The sequence below is a fragment of the Flavobacterium sp. UW10123 genome (assembly GCF_040538975.1).
GTDB lineage: Bacteria > Bacteroidota > Bacteroidia > Flavobacteriales > Flavobacteriaceae > Flavobacterium.
Window position 1 is genome coordinate 499599 of sequence record NZ_JBEWQE010000001.1, and the last position, 25137, is coordinate 524735.

The window sequence follows — 25137 nt, forward strand, 5'->3', positions numbered from 1 at the left end:
TAAAATTGGTTTAACTAAATAGGTAAAATCTCTTATAACTAAAAAAAGCGTTGTTGTGCTGAAGAATGTAGAAACAATCGCTATTAAAAGTATAATGAGAAAAATAACGTTATATTGAATAATGGTAAAAGAATATTTTCTTTTGATTGTCAACAATAAAGTTAAAGACCAGACCGCAAAAGTAAGTTCGTAGTTAGCAAACAAAGAAACTCCGATGCAAAGCAAAAATAAAATTTGGTACGGAAAACTTTTGTAAACTGGTATATTCATTATTACTTACTCAATCTAATTATTGGTTTTAAAACTGCACAATATAAAACTATTACCATTATTTCGATAAAAATTGTAGCAATAAAAGCACCCTGTAACCCAATAGTTTTTACTAATAAAAAAAACGCAAGCAAACTAAAAATTGAAGAGCCGATTGTAATATTTATGTACACCTTATTCTTATCTAATGCAAAAAGTAATTGTTTTAAAGCAAAAGAAATTGCCATAAATATAGGTATAATCAAACCTAATCTGAAAAAGTATACCATTGGTTTTAAATCATTTGTTTCAATATTGAAATATAACAAGACTTCTTCTGCAAATACAAATGCTATAAATACTAATAATAGAATAAATATATAATTTAGACCATTATATTTTAACCAATGTGAAACTCCTTTTTTTAAACTTGTGTGTATTTGCAGGCAAACATCGGCATAGATAAAATTGAAGAACATTTGCAAGTAACTTCTAAAAGTCATGACGATCTGTTCTATAATTCTATATTGTCCAGCCATTCCATTACCTCCCACATAACTAATTATCATTATAGGCAAATATTGATAAAACGAAAGAAACAATTGAGAAAAAGTCAGAGAGAATTCTTCCTTTAATAATACCAATGCATCTTTAATAACATTGTGATAGAATTGTAAATCGTATTTTTTAATCAAATAAATTAGTCCTATTAAACTCGAAATAATCAAACCAAATCCTAAATAAGCATTCGCATAAATATAATCATCCCTTTTAGTGATAAAAATAAAAACACAAGCAACATATATTACTTTCGAAATAATATTAATAAACGAGATCCATTTATAGTTTTCCACTCCCTGAAAAATCCAAGTAGGGTTTAAGAATTGACCTATTACATACAAGAAACTAAAAAAGAAAACGCCTTGTTCTTTATTAAAAAAAGGAATAAAATAAATAAGAAGAAAAGCAATAAATGACGAGAATAAAATCAAAAAGAATTTCATTACATATATTGAAACTATTTTTGTTCTTATAATCTCAGGATTCTTTCTATTTATTGATATTTCTTTGGTTCCGTTAATATAAGAACCATAATCAACCAAAACATTCAATACTAAAGCAAACGAAAATCCTACGCCAATTTTCCCTAATCCTTCTTTTCCGCAAACAGCTACTAAATAAGGCATTACCAAAAGCGGGCTGACCAGATTAACAATCTGGCCAATTCCATAAATAACAAAATTTTTAATTCGGTTATTCTGTAATACATTTTGGCATTTTAATTTAAACAAGATAATAGGATTTGTTTAGAAATAGTATAGGTCGCAGATAAAAAAAGCCACATTTTTGTGGCTCTTAAATCTTATGTAAGTTATTTTACAATTAATTGAATCTGATCGTAAAGTGCTTTCTCAGAATAAAACAACGGATCGTATTTTCCTTCTTTTGTTTTGAAATTTTGAACAATTGAGTTTTTCTTGTCTACAATTTTTATACAATCATTTGGAATAAAGTAATTGAAAAATAATGAATCCTTAGCTTCAAAACTTTTACTGTAATACTTCATCTTAAAGTTTTTAATGATGATTTCTTTTTGTGCTTCATTTGTTCCAAAATCAATTCTGATATAGTTTGGAATTACATCTTCAGGAAGATTAAAAACGATATCCTGCGGATTTTCATTTGCCTTTACAGCCATCCAAACCGAATTTTCTTCCTTATATGGAGCTTCGTAGGCATCCTGACTGTAATATAGCTGAAAATTATCGTCTGTTTTTACTGTTGCTGTCAAGGTTACCTGAAAATTATTGTTTTGTGTTTCAAGTTCAACTGGTTTAACTTCATCTTGTTTTACTTCTTTCTTACATGAAGTGAATGTTACAAATAAAATCAAACTTGCAAAAAATAGTTTTGTTCTCATTTTAAATTTTTTGGGCAAATTTAGTTTTTAAACTTTAAAAAAAATCTTTATCTCAACCAAAGTGTGTTATATTTTTAAACATTTGTTTTCTCCGTCATTAATACTTTCTGTTTTCTATAAAAAGCTTTAAAAAAATGCAGTAATACGTAAAGAAAAACAAGTAAAACCGGAAATATCAATTTCTTATGTCCATAAATAATACCTTTTTTTTCAATATTTAATGTTGTGCTGATATCTTTTATAATTTTATCAAATCCAATTAATTCAAGTCTATGACCTCCCTGTTCATTAACTAAATCTCCTTTTGTTTTAATAACATCGTTAAGCTGGGTATTTTCATTATAATAGACCAAACTATTGCTTTTTTGCGAACTATTTGCTTTGGCAGAAAATTCTTTCAAGACACCATCAATCTGAGATATAGTAGCCTCATTATGAATTATTTTCTCTTTAGCATTTGCTATTTTTGCTTCCTGAATTTTTTTATAGAAATCTGTTTTATTCAAAAAATTCAAAAGCGGATCAGTTATTTTTTTACTATCGGCTAATTCATTGGTTAAAATTGAAATTCTATGGTATCGATAATTTTTACTTGTTAGATTATCCTCTATAATTTTTTTTATATCTCCATTATCGGCCATCAATTTAATCAATTCAAAATTTTCAGGTTTATTTTCAATCAATCTATAAACATCTGATATAGGTTTAATTGTAATAGATATAAGGCTTTCAGGATGTTGAATTCCAACTGCCTTTTGTAAAAAAAGAGTGTCGTCTTCTCTAATCTTAGAGTAAATTAAATCAATTTTTGCATACAAATAATCTGTACTGTCAAAATTTGGTGCGACGATAATTTCTTGTTTGTATTTTTTTTGAGTTATATCTAAAAGAAGTCCTAAACCAAAACCAACCAAAACTAAAACCAAAACAATAATCCTATTGCGAACAAAGAATTGAATTAAATTAAAAATCTTGGTATTTATTCTATCGAAAAAATTACCAATACTTTTTGAAACTTCAAAAATATCAATCTCCTGATCTAGATTATCCTGCGGTATTTTTGTACTCATTTACAATTTATTTTATATTGAAAATCTGTTCTAAAATCTTAATGGTAATCAAATAAGTTGGTTTAACCCCAGTTGTTCCTAATCCACCTGAAGCTAGCGTGCTTCCTGTTTCTAGAGGATTATCTGAAGCATAATAAGCATAACGAACTTTGATATCATGCGGTACGCTTTTTCTAATTTTAGATGCAGACTGAATCGCTTTTTGGTAATATGATCCTTCCATTTCAAGACCTATTACACCCCAAGTAGATTCATGGAAAAATTTCAATAAATCTCTGTTTTGCAATGAAGTTCCAAGAACGGTAACCATCGCACCTTCATAAATGTCTATATCATTTCCTTCAAACATTGCGCCTGTTAATTCGTTTTCGAAGAAATAATTATCTGCCGTTCCTTCATTGATATGTGCAGACGGAATCATGATATCTCCTTTTCCTCCTTCCAGAATTCCAGCTTTTCCCATAATAGAAACCGATTTTACATTCAGTAAAGTTTCTTTTTTGAATGGTTTTAAAAGCTCATCAATGGTTTCATAAGCCTGCTCTCCAAAAGCATAGTCCATTACAATAATAACTGGTTTTTCTTCGCCTACATTAGCATGCGAAAAAGCTGTTTTTGACCAATCAATTTTAGCTGTATCAAAAATCTGAACATCAATATTGGTTCCTGAACAATCTGGCAGCGAAATCATTCCGTTTTTTAAAGCCAAATCTTCAACCTGAGATCTGATTTCTTTTGAACCCGAACCGCTTAATTCTTCATAAATAAAGAAATCTGTTTTGCCTTTAAATTTTGTTTTTAAAAGAGGCGTCGCAAAAATCGAATTCATCACACTGTGCATATTTGCACTTATTACGTGAATTGGTCTTTTCAACAAATCGTTTGCTTTTAATACTTCTTTGATGTTGGTTGCCCAGATTTCTCCGTGAATATGATGTCCAAGACGCTCACGCAAAACTGGACTAAAAGTAATTGTACGTTTATTGTTTTCAACAATTTCTTCGATTGCTAATTTTCCTAACCAATAAATAACATGTAAGAAACGATCTGGTGCATTTTCTGAACCAAAAGCATCGTAAATATCTAAAACTTCCTCAAAAGTTCTCGCTAAAATATTGGCAACATGCGAAATTGCTTTTTCTTTTTCAACTTGAGAAAGCTTTTTAGTCTGCATAACCGCTTGTTCCAGTTTCTGCCAATCGCGCGAAACTTCTCCTCCATCATCTATTAAAACTCTATTTTTTATTTTATGAGATTCGATAAAAATGAAAGTCAAATGTGTCAAGATATCATAAATATCAGAACGTCCGCGAGTAATTTCAACGTTCATTTGCTCTTCGTCTATTCTATAGCAATTTCTTCTTCTTTTAGGGGGAACAATTGGCTGGAAATGCGATTTAGAATAGCCTTCGTCTGAAGTTAAATTGATAAAACGGCATTGCTCAATTCCGATAGGAAGTCGTTCTATAACGTACAAAAGTCCGTTAAGTTCTACTTTTTCTTCGGCAATATTTCCATAAATTTCAGGACGTAAAGCCAATAAAGATTCGCGTAAGCTGTCGCCAGAAACTCCCATTGGTTTATAAAAACCACGGTTGAATAAATGGCGCATTGTAATGTACATTTTTTCTATAGCCGCAGAAGATTCCTGCGCTCTAGATCTTGATATATGTTTGGTTTCTTTCATGTCCTTTAATTTTAAAAATCTTCTTCATTTGTAAAGAAGATACGAATATTTCGATCAACGAAAGTAGGAATTATATAGATAACTTTAATGAGTTCGCATTTAACAAATTGTTAGATGGTCTTTTTAAAAGATAAATTTCACTTCAAATTATCTGCAATATTTCTGTCATTCGACAATCTCGGAATTTTATTCTGTCCGCCCAATTTTCCTTGCGATTTCATGTAATCTTGGAATCCGTTTTTTGAGACTTTAGTAATCACTACTTTTCTTAAAACATTTCCGGTAATTAAATCGTCGTAATAGATATTCTGCTTACGCATTGAATTATCGATTGTTTCCGCAAAAGCCTCCATATTTTCGGGCTCTTTTTCAAACTCAATTAACCATTCGTGATATGGTAAACCACTGGCAGGCGTAATTTGTGGTGCTACTGTAAACTCGTTTATTACAATATTGGTTGAATTTACAGCTTCTTTCATAGCATTTTCGACTTCATTAGCAATTACGTGCTCGCCAAAAGCCGAAATATAATGTTTAATACGTCCAGAAACTATAACACGATACGGTGCTAAAGAAGTAAACTGAACAGTATCTCCAATATTATAACGCCAAAGCCCTGCATTAGTAGAAATAATCAAAACATAGTTTACTCCTACCTCAACTTCACCAATTGTATATACTTTCGGGTTTTCGTTAAAGAATTCGTCTACTTTTATAAACTCATAAAAAATTCCCGAATTCAAAAGTAGTAACATTCCTTTTTCTTTCTGCGAATCTTGGTACGCAAAAAAACCTTCAGAAGCAGGAAACAATTCAATGCTGTCTACTTTTTTACCTATCATCTGCTCAAACTTAGCACGATAAGGTTCGTAATTAACACCGCCGTAAATGAACAAATTAAAGTTTTTAAATATCTCGCTAATCTTTTTTCCACCACTTTTTTGCTCTAAACGTTCAAAATACATCTGAACCCAAGACGGAATTCCAGAAATAACCGACATATCTTCTTTTATAGTTTCGTCCACAATGGCATCTACTTTGGTTTCCCAATCTTCTATACAATTGGTTTCCCAAGATGGCATTCTGTTTTTCTGCAGATATTTAGGAACAAAATGCGCTACAATTCCAGAAAGTCTCCCAAATTTAATTCCGTATTTTTCAGTCAAAATTGGACTTCCTTGCAGAAAAATCATTTTTCCGTCAACAAAATCGGCGTTTCCTGTTTCGTTGATATAATGCAAAATGGCGTTTCTTGCTGCTTCTATATGATAAGGCATCGATTCTTTGGTAAGCGGAATAAATTTTGCTCCTGAAGTAGTTCCCGAAGTTTTAGCAAAATATAATGGTTTTCCTTTCCAGAGAATATCCGCTTCGCCTTTTACAACCTTTTCAACATACGGTTTCAAATCTTCATAATCCCTTACAGGAACTCGTTTCTGAAAATCATCAAAAGTTTTTATCTGACTAAAATGATGATCTTTTCCGAATTCTGTATTTTCAGCATTTTCTATCAGACTTTTAAAAACCTTATGTTGTGTTTCAACAGGATTTTCAGTCCATCTAAGCGTTTGTTTATATATTTTTCGGGCAAATATTTTCGCCGCAATTGACTTAATTGACATTTTCAGTGGTATTATTTTTTGTCACTTTTCTTTTTGTCTTGAGTTTTTGCCTTTAATTCTTTTTCAGTTTCAGCGACATCTTCTCTTAATTTTATTTCAGCATCAGATGCTTTCATGTTTAAATCTGAAGCATCTTCAACAGATTCTGCTAATATAGAATCTTTATTAAATTTTGAATATTCTAATTCTCCCTTTAAAACTTTCTGAATTCCTTTTATATAAACTTCATTTTGTTTCAAAGCCGTTTCTAAAGAATCAGATTTAATTGCCAGTCTCGTAGCATTTCGTTTCAATTCTGTAGAAGAATATCCAGGAATAAATTCGCGAAGGGGTGTAAAAGCAATAATGAAAGTAGTAACCAAAATTAGAAATATTCCGCCTAAAGTAAACGTTACAAAGACATTCATTAAAGTAAGCCTAAAAGAAAATATCTCTTCAAAAGTGTCTTCATTTAAAATTACTAATCGGTTTTTAATGAACAGTTTTTTTCTAAAATTCTTTTTCTTCTTTTGATTCATTATCCTTCTTTATGCTAGCAAATATAATAATTAATCATCATGATATTTATTCGAAAAATTTCATGAAGAGCTATAATTTACGATTTTATAAAATATTTAACGCGGTCTGATTGAAATATTTTAAACTAAAAATACTTCTATTTCGTATATTTCTATATACCTTTGCGGAATAATTAAGAAAAACAATTTGCTTCGGCATTAAATATATTAGTCATGGGAAGATTAGGTCTTACAGAAATCCTTGTTATCGTAGGTATTGTGATATTACTTTTTGGAGGTAAAAAAATTCCAGAATTAATGAAAGGTTTAGGAAGTGGAATTAAGGAATTTAAAAACGCTGCTAAAGACGATCAACCTGCTGCTTCTAAAAAACAAGAGGAAGAAACAAAATAAGAAATTCGAAAAAATTAAAATCCCAGATTACAATGTAATCTGGGATTTTTTTTTGCTTATAAATTTCGCAAAATATTCTTGAAAGAAAATTTCGATATATTTGATGAAATTTATTTTTATGAAAAAAACTCTACTTTTTTTAATTTTCTTTTTAACAACTTATACTATTTCCGCTCAGAATCCGACAGAGATAGATCAAACTTTTGGATCTTATCCCGGATTTAATGATATAGTTTTTGTTACTGTCCTTCAACCAGATGGAAAAATACTTGTAGGCGGTAGGTTCAGTGCTTACAGGGGAGCAGCTGAAAATGGTCTTATTCGTTTAAATTCAGATGGCAGTAAAGACACTTCTTTTTCAAATGGAATAGAGGGAACTATTTATTCTATTGCCTTACAAGATGATGGAAAAATAATTGTTGGAGGTACTTTTATAAAATTTAACAATACAACACAAAATTATTTGATTCGTTTAAATCCTGATGGAACTAAAGATTTTACGTTTGATATTGGCAGTGGATTCACCAGCAAAAAAAATGACAATAATTTTTTGGGGGTTGTGAGTTCCATATTAATTCAAAATGATGGGAAAATACTTGTCGGGGGTAACTTTATAGAATACCAAGGGACTTCACAGAAATATTTAATCCGTTTGAATAGTGATGGAAGCAAAGATTCTTCTTTTGATATTGGTACTGGTTTTGACAATGGTGTATATTGTATTGCAAGACAAAATGATGGAAAAATAATAGTTGGTGGAATGTTTGACTATTTTCAAGGAAGGATTTCTAGTAATATAGCAAGATTAAATAATGATGGAAGTGAGGATAAAACATTTAAAAAGGGAAATGGTTTTGATTATTATGTAAAATCTCTGATAATACAGCCGGATGAAAAAATAATTGCCAGCGGTTTTTTTTACGAATATGATGGTAATATTAAAAGACATTTGGTACGATTAAATAAAGATGGAACTAATGATACTTCTTTTTACATAAAAAATGGATTTAATTTTCGTGTTGATGCAATTGCATTAAGACAAGATGGAAAAATAATGGTTGGTGGTGCATTTACCAATTACAGTCTCACTGACAATTACCATTTGATTCGTTTAAATACTGATGGAAGTATGGATACTTCTTTTAAAATCGGAAATGGATTTAGCATTTATAATGGTCCGACTGTAAATTCTATAAATATTCAGCCAGACGGAAAACTAATTCTAGGAGGTGATTTTACTTCTTTTCAAGATCTTAACGAAAATTATTTAATTCGATTAAATGAAAATGGTAGCAAAGATCCCTCATTTGATATTGGAAGTGGTCTGAATAATGTTGTAAATATTGTAACTATTCAATCTGACAATAAAATAGTTGTAGGTGGAAAATTCAATAAATATCAAGGAATCCATCAAAAAAATTTAATTCGTTTTAATGATGATGGTAGTAAAGATGAATCTTTAAATATTGGTGAAGGATTTAATGGCGCCGTAAATTCTATAAGTCAGCAAATAGATGGTAAAATAATAGTTGGTGGCGCTTTTAACAAGTTTAAAAATGAGGATAATTTCTATCTAATTAGATTAAACTCTGATGGAACTAAAGATAATTCTTTTAATATTGGAACTTTAGGATTTAGTAGAGATATTAATACTACAGTCATCCAGAAAGATGGAAAAATTTTAGTGGGAGGTAATTTTGGCTCATATCAAAATAAACAGCAAGGTCGTTTAATTCGTTTAAACACAGATGGTAGCAAAGATACAAGCTTTGATATAGGCAGTGGATTCAATACTGACGTCTTAACCATTGCATTGCAAGTAGATGGCAAAATTATTGTAGGAGGTAAATTTCAAAAGTATAAGGGAATTAGCCAAAATTATTTAATACGTTTGAACAATGATGGAAGTAAAGATGAAACCTTTGATATTGGTGTAGGATTTGGAAGTACCTATACATTAGGTGATATTCATTCAATTATTGTTCAGCCTGATGGAAAAATAATTGTCGGAGGAAAATTTTCTTTTTTCCAAGGAAATATTGCTGACGGCATTATCCGTCTAAATCCTGACGGTAGTAGGGATTTAACTTTTAAAACAAATAATAATTTTACTGGCTATATTTTATCCATGGCCTTGCAGAAAGATGGGAAAATTTTGGTTGCTGGAGGTATAAGTCCAAGAATAATGCGAATAAATTCTAACGGCAGTTTTGATAGCTCCTTTATAGCTTCTCAATTTAACATTCCATATTTTTCAATATCTGAAAATGATTCAAGTTTAAAAACAGTAGCTTTACAAAATAATGGTAAAATTATAATTGGAGGCGCATTTACTAGCTATAAAAATGATAATGCTTCAGCTTTTATAATACGTTTAAAAGGAACAGAAGTTGTCTTATCAAACGAAGATTTCATCAAAGAAAAAAAATCATTTTCTGTATGGCCAAATCCAGTAAAAAATACATTAAATATTAACTCACTAAATGAATCTAATTACTCTGTAAAAATTTATGATTTGTTAGGAAGATTGATTTACACAAAAGAAAATGTAAATACTTCAATAGATGTAAGCTCTTTTACATCAGGTTTGTATTTAATTAAAATAAAAGCCGAAAATGGAGAAGCTTCACAAAAGTTCATAAAAATATAATTATTTGATTTATAAACTAAAAACTCCCAAACTACGAATGTAATTTGGGAGTTTTTTTATTTAAAGATTCCAACCATTTTGGAATTTGGAATTTAGAAAATTGGAATTTTTACAAAACCATCGTTAACTGAATTCTCTTTCTATCTTCATCGACCTCAGTCACTTTCACATCAACATGCTGGTGCAATTTAACCACCTCATTTACATCGCTCACAAACCCAGCTTTTAACTGAGAAATATGCACTAAACCGCTTTCTTTAATTCCGATGTCAACAAAACAGCCAAAGTTGGTGATGTTATTAACAATTCCTGGAAGAATCATTCCCGTTTTCAAATCTTTGATTGATTTTACGTTTGCATCAAATTCAAAAACCTTGGCCGACTTTCTTGGATCTAATCCAGGCTTTTCAAGCTCTTTTATGATGTCTTTCAGCGTTAATAAACCAATTTCTGGTGTTACATACTTTTCTGGCTTAATAAGCGCTGTTTTCTCTTTATTTGCAATTAATTCGTTTAAAGAAATATTCAAGTCCTTCGCCATCTTTTCAACAACCGGATACGCTTCTGGATGCACCGCCGAATTATCCAACGGATTTTTAGCATTTGTAATTCTAATAAACGCTGCTCCTTGCTGATACGCTTTATCTCCTAAACGAGGCACTTTTTTCAGCTGTTTTCTATCTTCAAAAGGTCCATTTTCAGAACGATATTGTACAATGTTTTCGGCAAGCTTTTCCCCGATTCCACTCACATAACTTAGCAAATGCTTGCTTGCCGTGTTAATATTAATTCCAACCGAGTTCACACAACGAATAACTGTGCTGTCTAATTCTTCTTTCAATTTAGTTTGGTCAACATCGTGTTGATACTGCCCTACTCCAATCGCTTTCGGATCGATTTTTACCAATTCGGCCAACGGATCTGAAAGTCGTCTTCCGATAGAAACCGAACCACGAACGGTTACGTCATAATCTGGAAATTCTTCTCTAGCTGTTTTTGAAGCCGAATATACCGATGCTCCTGCCTCAGATACCACAAAAACCTGAATTGGTTTGTCAAACGCAATTTTTTTGATGAAAAATTCTGTTTCTCTTGAAGCCGTTCCATTTCCGATAGAAATAGCATCAATTTGATACGCATTTGCCATCGAACGAATTTTTTTAATCGCCATAGTTTCCTCGTTTTGAGGCGCGTGCGGATAAATGGTTTCGTTATATAATAAATCGCCTTTTTCGTCTAGACAAACTACTTTACAACCGCTTCTAAATCCTGGATCGATTGCCAAAATACGTTTTTCTCCCAATGGCGGAGCAAGTAATAACTGTCCTAAATTGTTTGCAAAAACCTGAATTGAGTTAGCATCTGCTTTTGCTTTTGCTTCCTGCAAAGTTTCATTTCCAATTGCTGGATTCAATAGACGTTTATAACTATCTTCAATTGCCAGCTGCAAATGTGATGTTGAATTGTTTTGTTTTTTAATGATGATTTCGTCAATAACATCATACGCATCGTCGATATCAACATCTATTTTCATTTTGATAAAACCTTCGTTTTCTGCACGTAACATTGCCAATAAACGGTGTGCCGGCGCTTTTGTCAAAGGTTCTTCCCAATCAAAATACTGATTGAACTTTTGTGCACCTTCTTCTTCCGCTTTCTTTTTTACGACTTTAGTAGCAATCGTAGCTTTTCGTTGAAACAATCTCCTTAATTGTTTACGAACATAGATATTTTCGTTGATCCATTCGGCAACAATATCTCTAGCGCCTTGAATAGCGGCTTCTTCGTTAATAACATTTTCATTTAAATACTGCGTCGAAATAAAATCAAAATCAACATCGCTTTCAGACATTATTAATTTTGCTAATGGCTCCAATCCGAATTCGCGCGCCACATCGGCTTTTGTTTTTTTCTTCTTTTTATATGGAAGGTAAAAATCTTCTATTTCCTGTAAATCAAAACTATCTTCAATTTTTTTCTTCAAATCTGGCGTAAGCGCTTTTTGCTCTTCGATCGATTTTAAAACCGCTTCTTTACGTTTTATCAACGTATCATATTCTTTCTGCAGTTTTGCAATCTGTTCAATTACAGTTTCATCCAGATTTCCGGTTGCGTCTTTTCTATATCGAGAAATAAACGGAATCGTACAGTCTTCTTCTAATAATTTAACTGTGTTTTGAATACTTGTTGCTGGCGCCTGAACAGACTTGGCAATGAATTGAATATTGGTCATACTTTTAATGAAATGATTTTCTTACTTAAAAATGATATAATTTACTTGTTAAAGCATTTCTGCAAAATAGTAAATCATTTGGCTAAAATAATATCTTTGTTTTTAATTTTAAGCCAATGGAAGTTTTATTACTATATTTTTTATTTATAAATATTCTCGTTTTTATTTTTGCGGGATATGACAAATCTCAAGCCAGAAAAAATAACCGACGTGTTCCTGAAAAAACCTTGTTTCTCATGGCTTTAACTGGAGGATCGCCAGGGTTATTAACAGCGATGTTACTTTTTAGACATAAAACGAGTAAAACTTCTTTTATTGTAAAGTTCGTTGTGATTTTAGCAATTCAATTAGCACTTATAATTGCTTATTTAAACTATAAAAAGTAGATATTAACATTGTTGATAACTCAAAAAATATATTTTAAAACACTGAATAATAAATACTTAAAATAAAAAACCGGGCAAATTAAAAAATCAGCCCGGTGTGTTTATGAATAGGTGCGAAGCACCGAATTTTTTTTTTGACTTTTATGCGCAAGCAATTTTATTCACTCTATTTTGATGTCTTCCGCCTTCAAAAGCTGTATCTAAAAAAGTTTCAACGATTTCAACAGCTTGATGAATAGATGTGAATCTCGCCGGAATACTAACAATATTTGCATCATTGTGTAAACGAGTTAAATACGCGATTTCTTTAGTCCAGCATAAGCCAGCTCTTACTTTCGGGTGTTTATTAACAGTCATCGCAATTCCATTTCCGCTTCCGCAAATTACAATTCCAAAATCTGCTTTTCCTTCAGATACATCATTGGCAACTGGATGTCCAAAATCTGGATAATCTACAGAAGCATCAGTATCTGTACCATAATTAGTTACCTCATAACCTCTAGCTTTCAGCATTTCAACAATTGCTTTTTTATATTCTGGTCCTGCGTGGTCGTTTCCTATCGAAATTTTCATTTTTCTATACTATTAAGTTGTGTTATGCAAATTTACTCAATTAATAAATGGTTGCCACCAATTGCACTAATTTTCACAAATTTTTTTCTTTTTAAGTACTATGTAAACATTCCAAAATAAATTCGTGTACATTCGTGCGATTCTTGGCAAATAATCTCATTTTACAACTATCTTACTATCAAAACCTTATAGGTTATTAACAATTTTGATAACTCTATAAGTATCTCATAATCAATAAATAATATTCAAAATATTTGTTAAAATTTTGAGGTGTTAATAGGAGTTTGTAATTACTTGATATTCAATTAACTTTAAGTTAACAGAAAATGTTAATAAGTTCGAAAAGAAAATTAGAAGTTTTTTTTGGTTGTTTAATAAAAATGCTTAATCCAAAACGTGATTTAAATATGCAAGAAAAGTTTCGTGAATTTTTGGAAAAGTTATCAATATCAAAAATACCATTTTCAACAGTAATCAACATATCAACTTATCTACAAAATCAATTCAAATTTGGTTTTCAACCGTTGTTAATTAAAATACAAAAAGTCTTATAAATAAGTAATTTAACTAAAAATAACTATGTTGATAACTCAGAATAAATAAGTAAAACGAGATTTCAATGGCTTCAAAAAAAAATTTATTCGACATATTAACAAGCTATAATAACAACCAAATTTTTTTAAATTTTTAAAAATCTTTTTTGTTGTATTTAATATATGTTGAAAACTAAAAAAGTTGAAATTGAAAAATTTTATTTTTTGAATTGAATTTTACTTCTGATTTGAAATTGATTTTTGAAATTGGAATTGATTTTTGAAATTGGAATTGATTTTTGAATTTTTGTTTCAGACGATTTTAAGCGGATTGTTGAGATTGTCCAGAATTTGCTGAACTTGTTCGAAGTCTTCTGGATGAACTTTGAGTTTGATTCCGCCCAGGGCATTTGAGTAAAATGGCATAACGGAAAGCGTCATTTCGTTTTCGAAAAAATAAGGAATTCCTTCTTGCTCTAGTAAGTGTTTGAGAACCACTGTTTCGTGCTGATAATTGAATACGGCGATGGTTTGAAAGCTTTCCATATAACGTGTTTTTGTAAATGTACGAAAAGTTATAATTTTAATAATTCTAATTGTTAAAATCTGTAATCTGATTTCTTATTTGTAATTTTAAACCTTATAAGAGAAGATTTATGAGTAAGAAAATTAGAAAGCCGATAAAAAAAGAGAAAGATTTCTCTGGGAAGATCCTGAAAATTTTATCGCAAAACGCCAATAAGCCATTTAATTACAAACAGATAGGAGCAAAGTTAGAACTTGATGATACTAAAAGCAGAAATCAGATTATAAAAGATCTAAAGATTTTAGCAGCTCAGAAGAAAATAGTAGAAACAGAACCTGGAAAGTACTTAGTAAAAGCAGTAAGCCAGGATTACTACGAAGGAACAATAGATATGACGAGCAGAAAAACGGCATATTTTATTTGTGACGAGTTCGAAGAAGATGTTTTTATTCCGACCAATAATTTGAATCGAGCTTTAGATAAAGATAAAGTAAAGGTTTATGTTTATAACAGAAGAAAAGGAAAAAGACCTGAAGGTGAAGTAATTGAAGTTATAGAAAGAGATAAAACAGAGTTTGTTGGTGTAATTGATATGCAGCCAAATTTTGCTTTTGTTTCTACTGCAAATCCTAAAATGTATACCGATATTTTTATTCCTAAAGATAAAATTGGTGAAGCAGAAAACGGTGATGTTGTGTTGGTTAAGATTGAAGACTGGCCAAAAAGAGCCGATAGTCCGTTTGGATCTGTAATTCGAGTTTTAGGAAAACCTGGAGAACATAATACTGAAATTCATGCTATTTTGGCTGAATACGGTTTGCCAGCAGATTTCCCTGTAGAAGTAGAAGTTTTTGCACAAAAACTAGATACTTCGATTCAGGAATCTGAGATTGCAAAACGTCGTGATATGCGTGATACGCTTACGTTTACGATAGATCCAAAAGATGCAAAAGATTTTGATGATGCCTTGTCTTTCAAAAAGTTAGAAAATGGAAACTTCGAAATCGGAATTCATATTGCCGATGTTTCCTATTATCTTGAAGAAGGAACTATTCTGGATGATGAAGCGTATCAACGTGCAACTTCTGTTTACTTGGTAGATAGAGTAGTGCCAATGCTTCCAGAAGTATTGTCTAACTTTGCTTGTTCGCTTCGTCCAAATGAGGAGAAATATACTTTCTCAGCAATATTTGAAGTTTCTCCAACTGCACAGGTTATTAACCAATGGTTTGGAAGAACTGTAATTTATTCAGATCAGCGTTTTGCGTACGAAGAAGCACAGCATATTATTGAAACAAAAGGAAATAATACCATTCCAGTTGATATTTCTATTACTGGAGAATCTTATGTTGTATCAGATGAAATTGTTGAAGCTACTTTAAAACTAGACGAATTAGCTAAGATTTTGAGAAAGAAAAGAATGCAGCAAGGCGCTATTTCTTTTGATAAAGTCGAAGTGAAATTTAATCTAAATGAAGAAGGAGAACCAGAAGGAGTATATTTTAAAATATCAAAAGATGCCAATCATTTGATTGAAGAGTTTATGCTTTTGGCTAACAGAAAAGTAGCAGAATATATTGGAAAACAAAAGAAAACCTTTGTTTACCGTATTCACGACGAACCAAATGAAGATAAACTGATTGCAATGCAAACTGTAATTGCTAAGTTTGGTTATAAGATTGATTTTAGAACAAAAGGCGATATAGCAAAATCTATAAATGCTCTGATGGAAGAAGTAAATGGTAAGAAAGAACAAAATCTTATTGATACTCTTGCTATTAGAAGTATGAGCAAAGCCAAATATTCGACTGATAATATTGGCCATTATGGTTTGGCTTTTGATTATTACAGCCATTTTACATCGCCAATTCGTCGTTATCCAGACGTAATGGTACACAGATTGCTGCAGTATTATTTGGATGGAGGAGCTTCTGTAGACGAAGAAACGTACGAAACCAAATGTCTGCATTGTTCAAATATGGAAAACTTAGCAACAAATGCTGAGCGTGACAGTATCAAATACATGCAGGTTAAATACATGCAGGATCATCAGGACGAAGAATTTCTTGGAGTTATTTCTGGTGTTACCGAATGGGGAATTTATGTTGAAATCGTTTCTAATAAATGCGAAGGAATGGTAAGAATTAGAGAAATAAAAGAAGATTACTATACTTTTGACGAAAGACAATATGCATTGGTTGGAGCAACTTCAAACCGTTTACTGCAGTTAGGAGACGAAATTTATGTGAAAGTAAAAAATGCCGACTTAGTGAAAAAACAACTTGATTTTCATTTTTTAAGACGAGCAGAATAAATATTAATTTAAAAATAAAAGTATGAAAAAGCTAATTATAGGAGCAGCAATTTTATTTGTACAAATGTCTTTTGGTCAGGTAACTAAACAGTTAGGAGATTTTGATACCGTTAAAGTATTTGATAAATTAAGCGTAAAATTAGTTCAGTCATCTGAAAATAAAATTGTTATAAAAGGAACAAGAGAAGCAGAACTGGAAGCTGTTAACAAAAATGGAATTCTAAAATTAAGAATGCCTTTCCCAAAACTACTTTCAGGAAATGATCTTCAAGTAACTTTGTATTATAAACATTTAGAATTAATCGATGTTAATGAAGGAGCAGAGGTAAATAGCAGTGAAGCCATTAAAGCAACTTCTTTTAAAGTAAGTGCTCAAGAAGGCGGTATTATTAATGTTGATTTGGATGTTGATAAGCTAAAAGTAAGTTCAGTTTCTGGAGGTAAAATTACATTAACTGGTAAAGCCGCGAATCAAGATGCAAGTTTAGGAGCTGGCGGATATTTACTAGCAAGTAAATTAGAGACGTCTCAGACTACTGTAAGCGTTTCTGCGGGAGGAAAAGCAGATGTTAATGCTTCTACCCTTGTTGATGCTAAAGTGAGCGCAGGAGGCTCTATTTACATTTATGGAAAACCAAAGCAAATAAACCAAAAAACAGTTTTTGGTGGTAAAATAGAAGAAGTAAAATAACAAGTAGTAATTGATGATTAACGATATTTTAGCGGGACTTCCCTGGGGACTTGTTCTTAGTTTTATGGTAGGTCCGGTATTTTTTGTTTTATTAGAAACCAGCATTACAAAAGGGTTTAGAGCTGCAATTGTTTTTGATTTAGGTGTAGTATTGGGAGATATTTTCTTTATTGCTATTGCTTATCTTGGGAGTTATAGATTGATTTCCAGTTTAAAAGACGATCCAGCACTTTTTATTTTTGGTGGAATAATTATGCTCTCTTATGGTATTATATCGTTTGTAAAACTAAAGAAAGAAGAAAAAATAAACGATGAAGAAATTGATCGTGATATTCTGAAAAGAAACTATGGCAGTTTGTTTGTAAAAGGCTTTTTGCTTAACGTAATTAACATTGGAGTTCTTGGCTTCTGGCTTGCCGTAATTATTTCTGTTGGTCCAAAATTAGATATGCAGACTCCTAGAATGATGACATTTTTTACTGCTGTAATTATCACTTATTTATTAATTGATTGTGCTAAGATTTTATTAGCCAAACAGTTAAAATCAAAAATGACTCCAACTAATATTCTTAAAATCAAAAAAGGAATTAGCGTTGTTTTAATGGTTTTCGGATTTGCATTAGTAGTTCAAGGTTGGTTTCCAAAAGAGAAAGAAATGGTTAAAAATGCTTTTGAAAGAATAGAGAAGAAGTAGTTGTTAATAACTCAAAAATATAAAATTAAACCTCTGAATTTCAGAGGTTTTTTTGTGTTTATAAGTGTTAGTTTAGAACTGAAACAGGTTTAAGTTTAATTTGTCATTCTGAGGAACGAAGAATCACACTAGAAATTCCGTGAAGAAAATCGCCAATCTTTGTCGAGTTACGAGTGTGATTCTTCGTTCCTCAGAACGACAAGATTGTACAAAAATTAGATATAAAAAAAACTTAAAATTGCTTTGATTTTAAGGCATAGTTCGGATTCGAACGTATATTTTAATTAATTTTTTCTAAAAATTAGACATAAAAAAAAGAGACACATTTCTGTATCTCTGTTTGTACCATCGTCTGAATTCGAACCGATATATTTTATATAATTTTTTCAAAAAATTAACCATAAAAAAAACCTTCAAATTGCTTTGAAGGTTTTGAGGCATCGTCCGGATTCGAACCGGAGTAGGAGCTTTTGCAGAGCCCAGCCTAGCCGCTCGGCCACGACGCCATTACTTGAACGGTTGGCAAAAGTAACTAAAATCTTTAAATTTCAAAAGTTTCGAATGAACTATTTTAAAAAAATACAGATTTAATTGCAATGATTACTTTCTAATTTCCGTCATTTTTATAGTAACTGACTCAACATCACCACCAATAGGCGGATTTATTTTAGAAACCCAAACTGTTGTTTTTTCTACAGTTTTTATCTCTGCCAGTACACGAATATTGATTCTTTTAGCAACATGTTCTAATAAATGCGAACGAATTGCCATTTCTTCCGTTACAATTTTGTTCAAATGAACATAATCAACAGTGTCTAAAAGATGATCTGTTTCTGCTGATTTCTGTAAATTGGTTTTAATTTTTAGATCAACAGTGTAATCAGATCCAATTTTTCCTTCTTCAATTAAACATCCGTGGTAAGAAAAAGTACGAATGTTTTTAAGTTTAATGACTCCCATTTTTATATTGTTTCACGTTTAAAGTTTCAGGTTTTGCGCTAGTTAAATAACTTTAAACCTGAAACCTGAAACCTTTTTTTTATCTTTGCTAAAATTACTATAAAATAATGGCATCAGAAGAGAAATCACTCAATTTTATTGAACAAATCATAGAGGAAGACGTAAAATCAGGTCTTTCAAATACTAAACTTCGCTTTCGTTTTCCACCAGAACCTAATGGATATTTACACATTGGGCACGCGAGTTCTATTGCGTTAAATTTTGGTTTAGGAATTGATTATCAATCTCCTGTGAATTTACGTTTTGATGATACAAATCCTGAGAAAGAAGAACAGGAATTTGTTGATGCTATTAAAAAAGATGTAGAATGGCTGGGATACAAATGGGCAGAAGAATGTTATGCATCTGATTATTTCCAACAATTATATGATTGGGCAGTTTTATTAATTAAAAAAGATAAAGCGTATGTTGACAGTCAATCTTCTGAAGAAATGGCGATCCAGAAAGGAACTCCAACAACTCCAGGAACTGATAGTCCGTACAGAAATCGTTCTGTTGAAGAAAACTTGGATTTATTCGAAAGAATGAAAAATGGTGAATTTGAGGCTGGTACACATATTCTTCGTGCAAAAATTGACATGAAATCAACAAACATGTTGATGCGTGATCCTATCATGTACAGAATTTTACATAAACATCACCATAGAACTGGAGATGCTTGGAAAATTTATCCAATGTACGATTGGGCGCACGGACAAAGTGATTATTTAGAGCAAATCTCACACTCATTTTGTACACTAGAATTTTTGCCTCATCGTGAATTATACGATTGGTTTTTAGATCAGATTTTTGATGATAATAAATTGCGTCCAAAACAAAGAGAATTTGCTAGACGTAACTTATCACATACTGTTGTTAGTAAAAGAAAATTACAGCAACTAGTTAAAGAAAATCATGTTAATGGTTGGGATGATCCAAGAATGTCAACTATTTCTGGATTAAGAAGACGTGGTTATACAGCTGCTTCTTTACGTAATTTTGCTAATACAATTGGTATTGCAAAACGTGATAATTTAATAAATGTATCAGTTTTAGAATTCTGCATTCGTGAAGATTTAAACAAAATTGCACCTCGTGTAATGGCTGTTTTAGATCCTGTAAAACTGGTAATTACAAATTATCCTGAAGGAAAAGAAGAGTGGTTGGAAGCTGAAAATAATCAGGAAGATGAAAGTGCAGGTTTCAGAAAAGTACCTTTTTCTCGTGAATTATATATAGAAAGAGAAGACTTTTTGGAAGAAGCTCCAGCTAAATTTTTCCGTTTGACTTTAGGAAAAGAAGTTCGTCTTAAAAATGCATATATCATTAAAGGTGAATCTGTTATAAAAGATGAAAACGGAAATATTACAGAAATTCATGTAACGTATGATACCGATTCTTTAAGCGGAAGTGGGACAGAAGCTAGCCAAAGAAAAGTGTCTGGAACATTGCATTGGGTTTCAATTCAGCATGCATTAGAAGCAGAAGTTCGTTTGTACGATCGTTTGTTTACAGATGAAGCACCGGACAGTTATAAAGAGAAAAATTTCTTAGATTTTGTGAATCCAAATTCATTAGAGATTGTAACCGGATATGTTGAACCAAGTTTATCAACAGCTCAAAATGAAGATAAATTCCAATTTCAACGTTTAGGTTATTTTACTGTTGATAAAGACTCAACTGCTTCAAAATTAGTATTTAACAAGACTGTTGGATTGAAAGATGCTTGGGAAGAAAAGGGTAAAAAAGAGGAAAACAGTATCAATAATTCTTTGAAAGATATCAACAAATATTTTAAAGTTGAAACTAAAGCTGAAAGAATTGCAATTGAAAGTGCGATAGGAGAGAATATTAAAAACATCTCAAGTTTTTCTCTTTTACAGAATTCTTTAAAGAAGAATATCAACAATAATAAGGCTTCGTTGTTGTTTTCTCAGTTTATTTTAAAATATTCAAACTGGAAATCGACTGATTTTGAAGAAGATGATATTAAAAAATTATATTCAATGTCTTTAAAAAGTGAATCGACTTATGTGAGATCAAAAGCACTTTTAAACTTAAGAGATATTGAAAGTGAAAGTTTCAGAAATCAGTTTGATGATGAAATTTTGAAATTATATTCAAATCCACCAAAAAATGCTTCTGAAAGAGAAATTGAAATTCTTTCTGAAATGGTGAAGAAGTAATATCAACTTAATTTATGAAAAGCGCTTTTATAAGCGCTTTTTTTTATTATATGGATTTACTATTGAAATTTGAAATTTTATAATTTTTATAAATTAAGATTGACTTTCATAAATTGATTTTAATAGAAAATAAAGTTTAGTTGGATAGCCAATTCATTTTTTTGATTTATGTTTATTAAAAGGCTTTATTTTAATTTTTAAGTTTTTGTAGACAAGATTTTTGCTCCAAAATTATTTAATATCAATTTACTTTATATTTTTTCATTATTTTAATTAATTATATTTATTATTTATAAAAACTATTGTATTTTAAATTTTAATAAATTTAATAGATTAAAAGTCACTTTCATAAATTGTTTTTAAGCTAATTTTAAAAATAGTCGAGTATATAACCTTTTTTTATTTTTCATTCTTTAAAACTCTTTATTTTAATTTTTTGCTTTTTTAGTTCCATTTTCTTCTCAAAAAAATAAAATTGAGGTTTTTTCTTATTTTTTTAATTTTAGACTTCAATTTTTATAACTATAAGTTTTAATTATTATTTTATTTTAAAATTTAGTTTTTAATTATTATTTGTAAAATTGACTATAATATTTAAAACTATAGTTTTTTATTATTTTTTGAGTTAGTGATTTTATTTTTGTATTCATAAATTTTTATTATTGATTTGTAAAAATTTTAGTTTTTAATTATTATTTATAAAATTGATATTAAAATTTAAAATAATAGTTTTTATAGATTAATTTTAACCTTCATAAATTCATTTTAAGACGTTTTTTAAACTTAATTGATACATAACTCATTTTTTGAAATATTGTTTATTTAAGGTCTTTATTTTAGTTTTTACTGTTATTTTAGTCAGTTTAACGGGTTGTTAACACACAATTGTTTATAAAACTGCTATTTTTAACTCAATACCAAAAGTCAGAGATGATTTTTGCATAAAATTAAAATTTGCCGTAAAGAATCTAAGTTGAAATTTATTGCTTTTAGAAACTCGTAATTTTTATCACAATAGATTTTCAAAACTGATTTCCTAAAAAGACAATTTTATGTTCTCATTTTTATTATGATGTAATTTTGATAATATTTCCCGTAAAAGATATTTTTTCAAATTGGATCGTAATGATAAAATTCCATAATGTTGAATTTGAGTGAAAGTTTAGTTTTTAAATTTCAGGTCTGACAATTTTTAATTTAAATCTAATTATCATGAAAATTTTATATTTCGCAGTAGCATTATTATTTGCAAACGTAGCAATTTCACAAACACATCAAATTACAAAACACAACGGAGAACAACTTGATGTAAATTTTATTAAAAACGAAAATGGTTTTGTTTACTATTCTTTAAAAGGAAGTTCTGTAGAAATCAAAATCAGTAAGTATGCAGTTTCATCTATTACAAATAAAGAAACAAAACAAACTCAAAAGGTTTCTGATAAAATAGTAGTTGATTCAAAAGACGATTACAAAATGGTAACTGTTCTTCCACAAGAGAAAACAATAGGACTGAAACAAGTAGCTAGTTTTACAGGAGTCTCAACAAGGACAAAAGGCGAACCGCCAATTGCAAATCAGAACCAGACTGCTATGAGAATCAAATCTAAATCGGCTTCAAGTGGTTATCCATTTGTTAGCATTGTTGAAAAAGCAGATGGTAAGTACGAAGCTGTAGCTTATGTGTATTAATAAGATTGTTAATTTTTTGTAAATTGCAATTAATCAAAGTTTTATCATTTTAAAAAAGAGTATCTTTATTAATAATTTTAAATTGTAACTATCATGTCTAAGAATTTAAATACAGCAGCAGCAATTTTAGCTGCAGCAGCTGCAGGAGCGGCAATCGGAATTTTATTTGCTCCAGATAAAGGATCAAAAACAAGAGCAAAAATTAAGGAAGGTATCGATGATGCTAAACATAATATCAAAGATTCTTTTGATGCCAGCTCTGAAGTTCTTCGTGAAAAATTTACGAGTGCTACTCATAATCTTGATGGAACTTTGAATGAGTTACTTTCTAATGTCAGCCATAAAACAGAAGAAGTAATTACTTTTTTAGAAACTAAATTGGCTGAGTTAAAAGCACAAAACGCTAAACTTCAGAAATAATATTTTTATAAAGCACATTACTTGCTTATTTTTATAAGAAAGTTTTGTGCTTTTTTTATCTAAAATTTTAATTATGGCTTTTGAAGAATTAAGAGAAAACACTGAAAAAGTTCAAGATCAGGCTAAAGAATATATTGATAGTCATTTAGCTTATTATAAGCTTTGGGGTTTTAAGGTTGCAATGAAATCAACAACTTTAATCTTTAAGTTTACCTTGATTTTATTGTGTTTCAGTATGGTGATGATTTTTGGATCTTTTGCCGCAGCGTATGCTTTTGGTTCTTTGTTTGAAAGTAATGCACTCGGATTTTTGACGGTAGGAGGAATCTATCTGGTAATAACCATTTTGCTTTTCTTTATAAAAGACAAATTTGTTGAAGGACCAATCTTGGAGAAATTTTCAGAAATCTTTTTTAATGATTAATTATGGAAAGAAAAAAATACTCTTCGTATGCTGAGATTGAAAGAGATCTAGAAATTTTAAAACTGGAAAAAGAAATCAATTATCAGAAATTGGTTTTGAGTTTTCAGAAAACAAAGGAAAGTATCACACCACAAAATATTGTAAATGGTTTTATTTCATCTTACACTGATTACTTTTCAAATTCTTATGTAAAAATTCTACAGACCATTTTACCGTATGTAATAGGTTGGTTTATAAATAGAAAAAGAGGCGATTAAGCCTCTTTTTCATTTTTATATTATTGTTGAACGTCTGGTTGAATGTCATCTTCATAACCAGATTGTCTGTGAGTTGGTTTTGGTTTTTCGATTTTCTTATTTCCTTTTTTCATCATTTCGCCAACTTGGTTAGAAGCTGTAAAAGAAGCCACCATATTGTTCAACATGTCACTTCCAGCTTGTGGAGAATTTGGAAGAAGAATTAAATTAGAATTTGTATCAGAACCGATAGATTGTAAAGTATCATAATGCTGAGTAACTACAATTAGGGCAGAAGCTTCTTGAGAATTAATTCCAACATTGTTCAAAACTTCAACACTTTCTACAAGACCTCTTGCAATTTCACGACGCTGATCTGCAATACCTTGTCCTTGTAAACGTTTACTTTCTGCTTCCGCTTTTGCTTTTGCAACGATTCTAATTCTTGAACTTTCTGCTTCAAATTCAGCTGCTGTTTTTTCTCTATCGGCAGCGTTAATTCTGTTCATTGCATTTTTTACCTGAATGTCCGGATCAATATCAGTAACCAAAGTATTGATGATATCATATCCGTAAGTAGACATTGCTTCGTTCAATTCACGTTTCACTGCAACCGCAATATCATCTTTTCTTTCAAAAACATCATCCAGTTTTAATTTCGGAACTTCGGCACGAACCACATCAAAAACATAAGAAGTAATCTGATCGTGTGGATATTCTAGTTTATAAAAAGCTTCGTATACTTTTTCTTGAATTACTTTGAACTGAACAGAAACTTTCATTTTGATGAAAACGTTGTCTCTGGTTTTAGTTTCGATGATAACATCTAACTGTTGAATCTTAAGATTTACACGTCCTGCAATTCTATCAACAATCGGAATTTTTAATTGTAATCCTGAATTTCTAACACTAAGAAATTTTCCAAATCTTTCGATCACGATAGAAGTTTGTTGCTTCACTGTAAAAAAGGAAGACATTAAAATGAAGAATCCGAATACTAATAAGATAATAAATGCTGTACCCATGGTTATTTAGTTTAATTTATGAATTTCGGTAAATTACGAAAATTCTTCTAAAAAGAAATTATCAAACATTAAAAAAACGCTAAGAACATTTTTAA

General features: G+C 30.4%; 22 protein-coding genes and 1 tRNA gene. 11 read left to right on the forward strand and 12 right to left on the reverse strand.

Annotated features, from left to right (window positions below):
- Positions 1–272 precede the first annotated feature (272 nt).
- The 6 genes from ABXT06_RS02215 to ABXT06_RS02240 form a co-directional block, all read right to left on the reverse strand.
- A complete protein-coding gene (locus ABXT06_RS02215; RefSeq protein ID WP_354589271.1) occupies positions 273–1541 on the reverse strand; it encodes a lipopolysaccharide biosynthesis protein in 1269 nt (422 codons plus the stop codon).
- A gap of 80 nt (positions 1542–1621) precedes the next feature.
- Positions 1622–2170 carry a hypothetical protein gene (locus tag ABXT06_RS02220; protein WP_354589272.1) on the reverse strand — a complete coding sequence of 183 codons (549 nt, stop codon included), beginning with the start codon at positions 2168–2170 and terminating at the stop codon, positions 1622–1624.
- 74 nt (positions 2171–2244) lie between these two features.
- A complete protein-coding gene (locus ABXT06_RS02225; protein ID WP_354589273.1) occupies positions 2245–3240 on the reverse strand; it encodes a hypothetical protein in 996 nt (331 codons plus the stop codon).
- Positions 3241–3247: 7 nt separating this feature from the next.
- Complete coding sequence (locus ABXT06_RS02230) at positions 3248–4927, reverse strand: DUF6909 family protein (RefSeq protein WP_354589274.1); 1680 nt, start codon at positions 4925–4927, stop codon at positions 3248–3250.
- 137 nt (positions 4928–5064) lie between these two features.
- The gene (locus ABXT06_RS02235; protein ID WP_354589275.1) at positions 5065–6549 is read right to left on the reverse strand and encodes a GH3 auxin-responsive promoter family protein; all 1485 of its coding nucleotides are present in this window, start codon (positions 6547–6549) and stop codon (positions 5065–5067) included.
- 11 nt (positions 6550–6560) lie between these two features.
- On the reverse strand, positions 6561–7067 hold the full coding sequence (locus ABXT06_RS02240) for a peptidase (RefSeq protein ID WP_354589276.1): 507 nt from the start codon (positions 7065–7067) through the stop codon (positions 6561–6563).
- Between the two features lie 213 nt (positions 7068–7280).
- Between ABXT06_RS02240 and ABXT06_RS02245 the strand changes: the two genes are divergently transcribed.
- Both ABXT06_RS02245 and ABXT06_RS02250 read left to right on the forward strand, forming a co-directional pair.
- A complete protein-coding gene (locus ABXT06_RS02245) occupies positions 7281–7460 on the forward strand; it encodes a Sec-independent protein translocase subunit TatA/TatB (RefSeq protein WP_008465789.1) in 180 nt (59 codons plus the stop codon).
- 118 nt (positions 7461–7578) lie between these two features.
- A complete protein-coding gene (locus tag ABXT06_RS02250) occupies positions 7579–10110 on the forward strand; it encodes a T9SS type A sorting domain-containing protein (protein ID WP_354589277.1) in 2532 nt (843 codons plus the stop codon).
- 109 nt (positions 10111–10219) lie between these two features.
- Here the strand turns inward: ABXT06_RS02250 and ABXT06_RS02255 are convergent, their stop codons facing one another.
- Entirely contained in the window at positions 10220–12343 is a 2124-nt protein-coding gene (locus ABXT06_RS02255) for a Tex family protein (protein WP_354589278.1), read from the reverse strand.
- Positions 12344–12459: 116 nt separating this feature from the next.
- Between ABXT06_RS02255 and ABXT06_RS02260 the strand changes: the two genes are divergently transcribed.
- Positions 12460–12729, forward strand: coding sequence for a DUF1294 domain-containing protein (locus ABXT06_RS02260; protein ID WP_160780525.1), 270 nt, complete (start codon positions 12460–12462; stop codon positions 12727–12729).
- Positions 12730–12870: 141 nt separating this feature from the next.
- Here ABXT06_RS02260 and rpiB read toward each other — a convergent pair whose 3' ends face one another.
- Together rpiB and ABXT06_RS02270 are read right to left on the reverse strand one after the other, a co-directional pair.
- The gene (gene rpiB / locus ABXT06_RS02265) at positions 12871–13302 is read right to left on the reverse strand and encodes a ribose 5-phosphate isomerase B (protein WP_008465784.1); all 432 of its coding nucleotides are present in this window, start codon (positions 13300–13302) and stop codon (positions 12871–12873) included.
- A gap of 845 nt (positions 13303–14147) precedes the next feature.
- Complete coding sequence (locus ABXT06_RS02270) at positions 14148–14381, reverse strand: putative signal transducing protein (protein ID WP_354589279.1); 234 nt, start codon at positions 14379–14381, stop codon at positions 14148–14150.
- Positions 14382–14491: 110 nt separating this feature from the next.
- Between ABXT06_RS02270 and rnr the strand changes: the two genes are divergently transcribed.
- The 3 genes from rnr to ABXT06_RS02285 are packed head-to-tail and all read left to right on the forward strand — an operon-like array spanning position 14492 to position 18060.
- On the forward strand, positions 14492–16675 hold the full coding sequence (gene rnr / locus ABXT06_RS02275) for a ribonuclease R (protein WP_354589280.1): 2184 nt from the start codon (positions 14492–14494) through the stop codon (positions 16673–16675).
- Between the two features lie 22 nt (positions 16676–16697).
- Positions 16698–17366, forward strand: coding sequence for a head GIN domain-containing protein (locus tag ABXT06_RS02280; protein WP_354589281.1), 669 nt, complete (start codon positions 16698–16700; stop codon positions 17364–17366).
- Positions 17367–17379: 13 nt separating this feature from the next.
- Positions 17380–18060, forward strand: a complete 681-nt coding sequence (locus ABXT06_RS02285) for a LysE family translocator (protein ID WP_354589282.1) — start codon at positions 17380–17382, stop codon at positions 18058–18060.
- Between the two features lie 435 nt (positions 18061–18495).
- Here ABXT06_RS02285 and ABXT06_RS02290 read toward each other — a convergent pair.
- Together ABXT06_RS02290 and folB are read right to left on the reverse strand one after the other, a co-directional pair.
- Positions 18496–18566, reverse strand: a tRNA-Cys gene (locus ABXT06_RS02290).
- A gap of 94 nt (positions 18567–18660) precedes the next feature.
- Positions 18661–19020: a dihydroneopterin aldolase gene (folB, locus tag ABXT06_RS02295; protein ID WP_354589283.1), complete on the reverse strand. Its 360-nt coding sequence runs from the start codon at positions 19018–19020 to the stop codon at positions 18661–18663.
- 107 nt (positions 19021–19127) lie between these two features.
- On the opposite strand from folB, the gene ABXT06_RS02300 reads away from it, so the two are divergent.
- The 5 genes from ABXT06_RS02300 to ABXT06_RS02320 all read left to right on the forward strand — a co-directional run bounded on the left by ABXT06_RS02300 (position 19128) and on the right by ABXT06_RS02320 (position 24038).
- Positions 19128–21245: a glutamine--tRNA ligase/YqeY domain fusion protein gene (locus tag ABXT06_RS02300; RefSeq protein ID WP_354589284.1), complete on the forward strand. Its 2118-nt coding sequence runs from the start codon at positions 19128–19130 to the stop codon at positions 21243–21245.
- A 1212-nt stretch (positions 21246–22457) separates the two neighbouring features.
- Positions 22458–22937, forward strand: a complete 480-nt coding sequence (locus tag ABXT06_RS02305) for a hypothetical protein (protein ID WP_354589285.1) — start codon at positions 22458–22460, stop codon at positions 22935–22937.
- A gap of 93 nt (positions 22938–23030) precedes the next feature.
- A complete protein-coding gene (locus ABXT06_RS02310; RefSeq protein ID WP_286969903.1) occupies positions 23031–23357 on the forward strand; it encodes a YtxH domain-containing protein in 327 nt (108 codons plus the stop codon).
- Between the two features lie 73 nt (positions 23358–23430).
- A complete protein-coding gene (locus ABXT06_RS02315) occupies positions 23431–23781 on the forward strand; it encodes a competence protein (RefSeq protein ID WP_354589286.1) in 351 nt (116 codons plus the stop codon).
- 2 nt (positions 23782–23783) lie between these two features.
- Positions 23784–24038, forward strand: a complete 255-nt coding sequence (locus ABXT06_RS02320; RefSeq protein ID WP_177211520.1) for a DUF6327 family protein — start codon at positions 23784–23786, stop codon at positions 24036–24038.
- Between the two features lie 20 nt (positions 24039–24058).
- Here the strand turns inward: ABXT06_RS02320 and ABXT06_RS02325 are convergent, their stop codons facing one another.
- A complete protein-coding gene (locus tag ABXT06_RS02325; RefSeq protein WP_354589287.1) occupies positions 24059–25042 on the reverse strand; it encodes an SPFH domain-containing protein in 984 nt (327 codons plus the stop codon).
- Positions 25043–25137: the final 95 nt, after the last annotated feature.

What these genes read in the sequence shown, in the direction of transcription:
- ABXT06_RS02220 (WP_354589272.1), bottom strand. Translation starts at nt 2,170, where the DNA reads ATGAGAACAAAACTATTTTTTGCAAGTTTGATTTTATTTGTAACATTC.
- ABXT06_RS02225 (WP_354589273.1), bottom strand. Translation starts at nt 3,240, where the DNA reads ATGAGTACAAAAATACCGCAGGATAATCTAGATCAGGAGATTGATATT.
- ABXT06_RS02230 (WP_354589274.1), bottom strand. Translation starts at nt 4,927, where the DNA reads ATGAAAGAAACCAAACATATATCAAGATCTAGAGCGCAGGAATCTTCT.
- ABXT06_RS02235 (WP_354589275.1), bottom strand. Translation starts at nt 6,549, where the DNA reads ATGTCAATTAAGTCAATTGCGGCGAAAATATTTGCCCGAAAAATATAT.
- ABXT06_RS02240 (WP_354589276.1), bottom strand. Translation starts at nt 7,067, where the DNA reads ATGAATCAAAAGAAGAAAAAGAATTTTAGAAAAAAACTGTTCATTAAA.
- ABXT06_RS02245 (WP_008465789.1), top strand. Translation starts at nt 7,281, where the DNA reads ATGGGAAGATTAGGTCTTACAGAAATCCTTGTTATCGTAGGTATTGTG.
- ABXT06_RS02250 (WP_354589277.1), top strand. Translation starts at nt 7,579, where the DNA reads ATGAAAAAAACTCTACTTTTTTTAATTTTCTTTTTAACAACTTATACT.
- ABXT06_RS02255 (WP_354589278.1), bottom strand. Translation starts at nt 12,343, where the DNA reads ATGACCAATATTCAATTCATTGCCAAGTCTGTTCAGGCGCCAGCAACA.
- ABXT06_RS02260 (WP_160780525.1), top strand. Translation starts at nt 12,460, where the DNA reads ATGGAAGTTTTATTACTATATTTTTTATTTATAAATATTCTCGTTTTT.
- rpiB (WP_008465784.1), bottom strand. Translation starts at nt 13,302, where the DNA reads ATGAAAATTTCGATAGGAAACGACCACGCAGGACCAGAATATAAAAAA.
- ABXT06_RS02270 (WP_354589279.1), bottom strand. Translation starts at nt 14,381, where the DNA reads ATGGAAAGCTTTCAAACCATCGCCGTATTCAATTATCAGCACGAAACA.
- rnr (WP_354589280.1), top strand. Translation starts at nt 14,492, where the DNA reads ATGAGTAAGAAAATTAGAAAGCCGATAAAAAAAGAGAAAGATTTCTCT.
- ABXT06_RS02280 (WP_354589281.1), top strand. Translation starts at nt 16,698, where the DNA reads ATGAAAAAGCTAATTATAGGAGCAGCAATTTTATTTGTACAAATGTCT.
- ABXT06_RS02285 (WP_354589282.1), top strand. Translation starts at nt 17,380, where the DNA reads ATGATTAACGATATTTTAGCGGGACTTCCCTGGGGACTTGTTCTTAGT.
- folB (WP_354589283.1), bottom strand. Translation starts at nt 19,020, where the DNA reads ATGGGAGTCATTAAACTTAAAAACATTCGTACTTTTTCTTACCACGGA.
- ABXT06_RS02300 (WP_354589284.1), top strand. Translation starts at nt 19,128, where the DNA reads ATGGCATCAGAAGAGAAATCACTCAATTTTATTGAACAAATCATAGAG.
- ABXT06_RS02305 (WP_354589285.1), top strand. Translation starts at nt 22,458, where the DNA reads ATGAAAATTTTATATTTCGCAGTAGCATTATTATTTGCAAACGTAGCA.
- ABXT06_RS02310 (WP_286969903.1), top strand. Translation starts at nt 23,031, where the DNA reads ATGTCTAAGAATTTAAATACAGCAGCAGCAATTTTAGCTGCAGCAGCT.
- ABXT06_RS02315 (WP_354589286.1), top strand. Translation starts at nt 23,431, where the DNA reads ATGGCTTTTGAAGAATTAAGAGAAAACACTGAAAAAGTTCAAGATCAG.
- ABXT06_RS02320 (WP_177211520.1), top strand. Translation starts at nt 23,784, where the DNA reads ATGGAAAGAAAAAAATACTCTTCGTATGCTGAGATTGAAAGAGATCTA.
- ABXT06_RS02325 (WP_354589287.1), bottom strand. Translation starts at nt 25,042, where the DNA reads ATGGGTACAGCATTTATTATCTTATTAGTATTCGGATTCTTCATTTTA.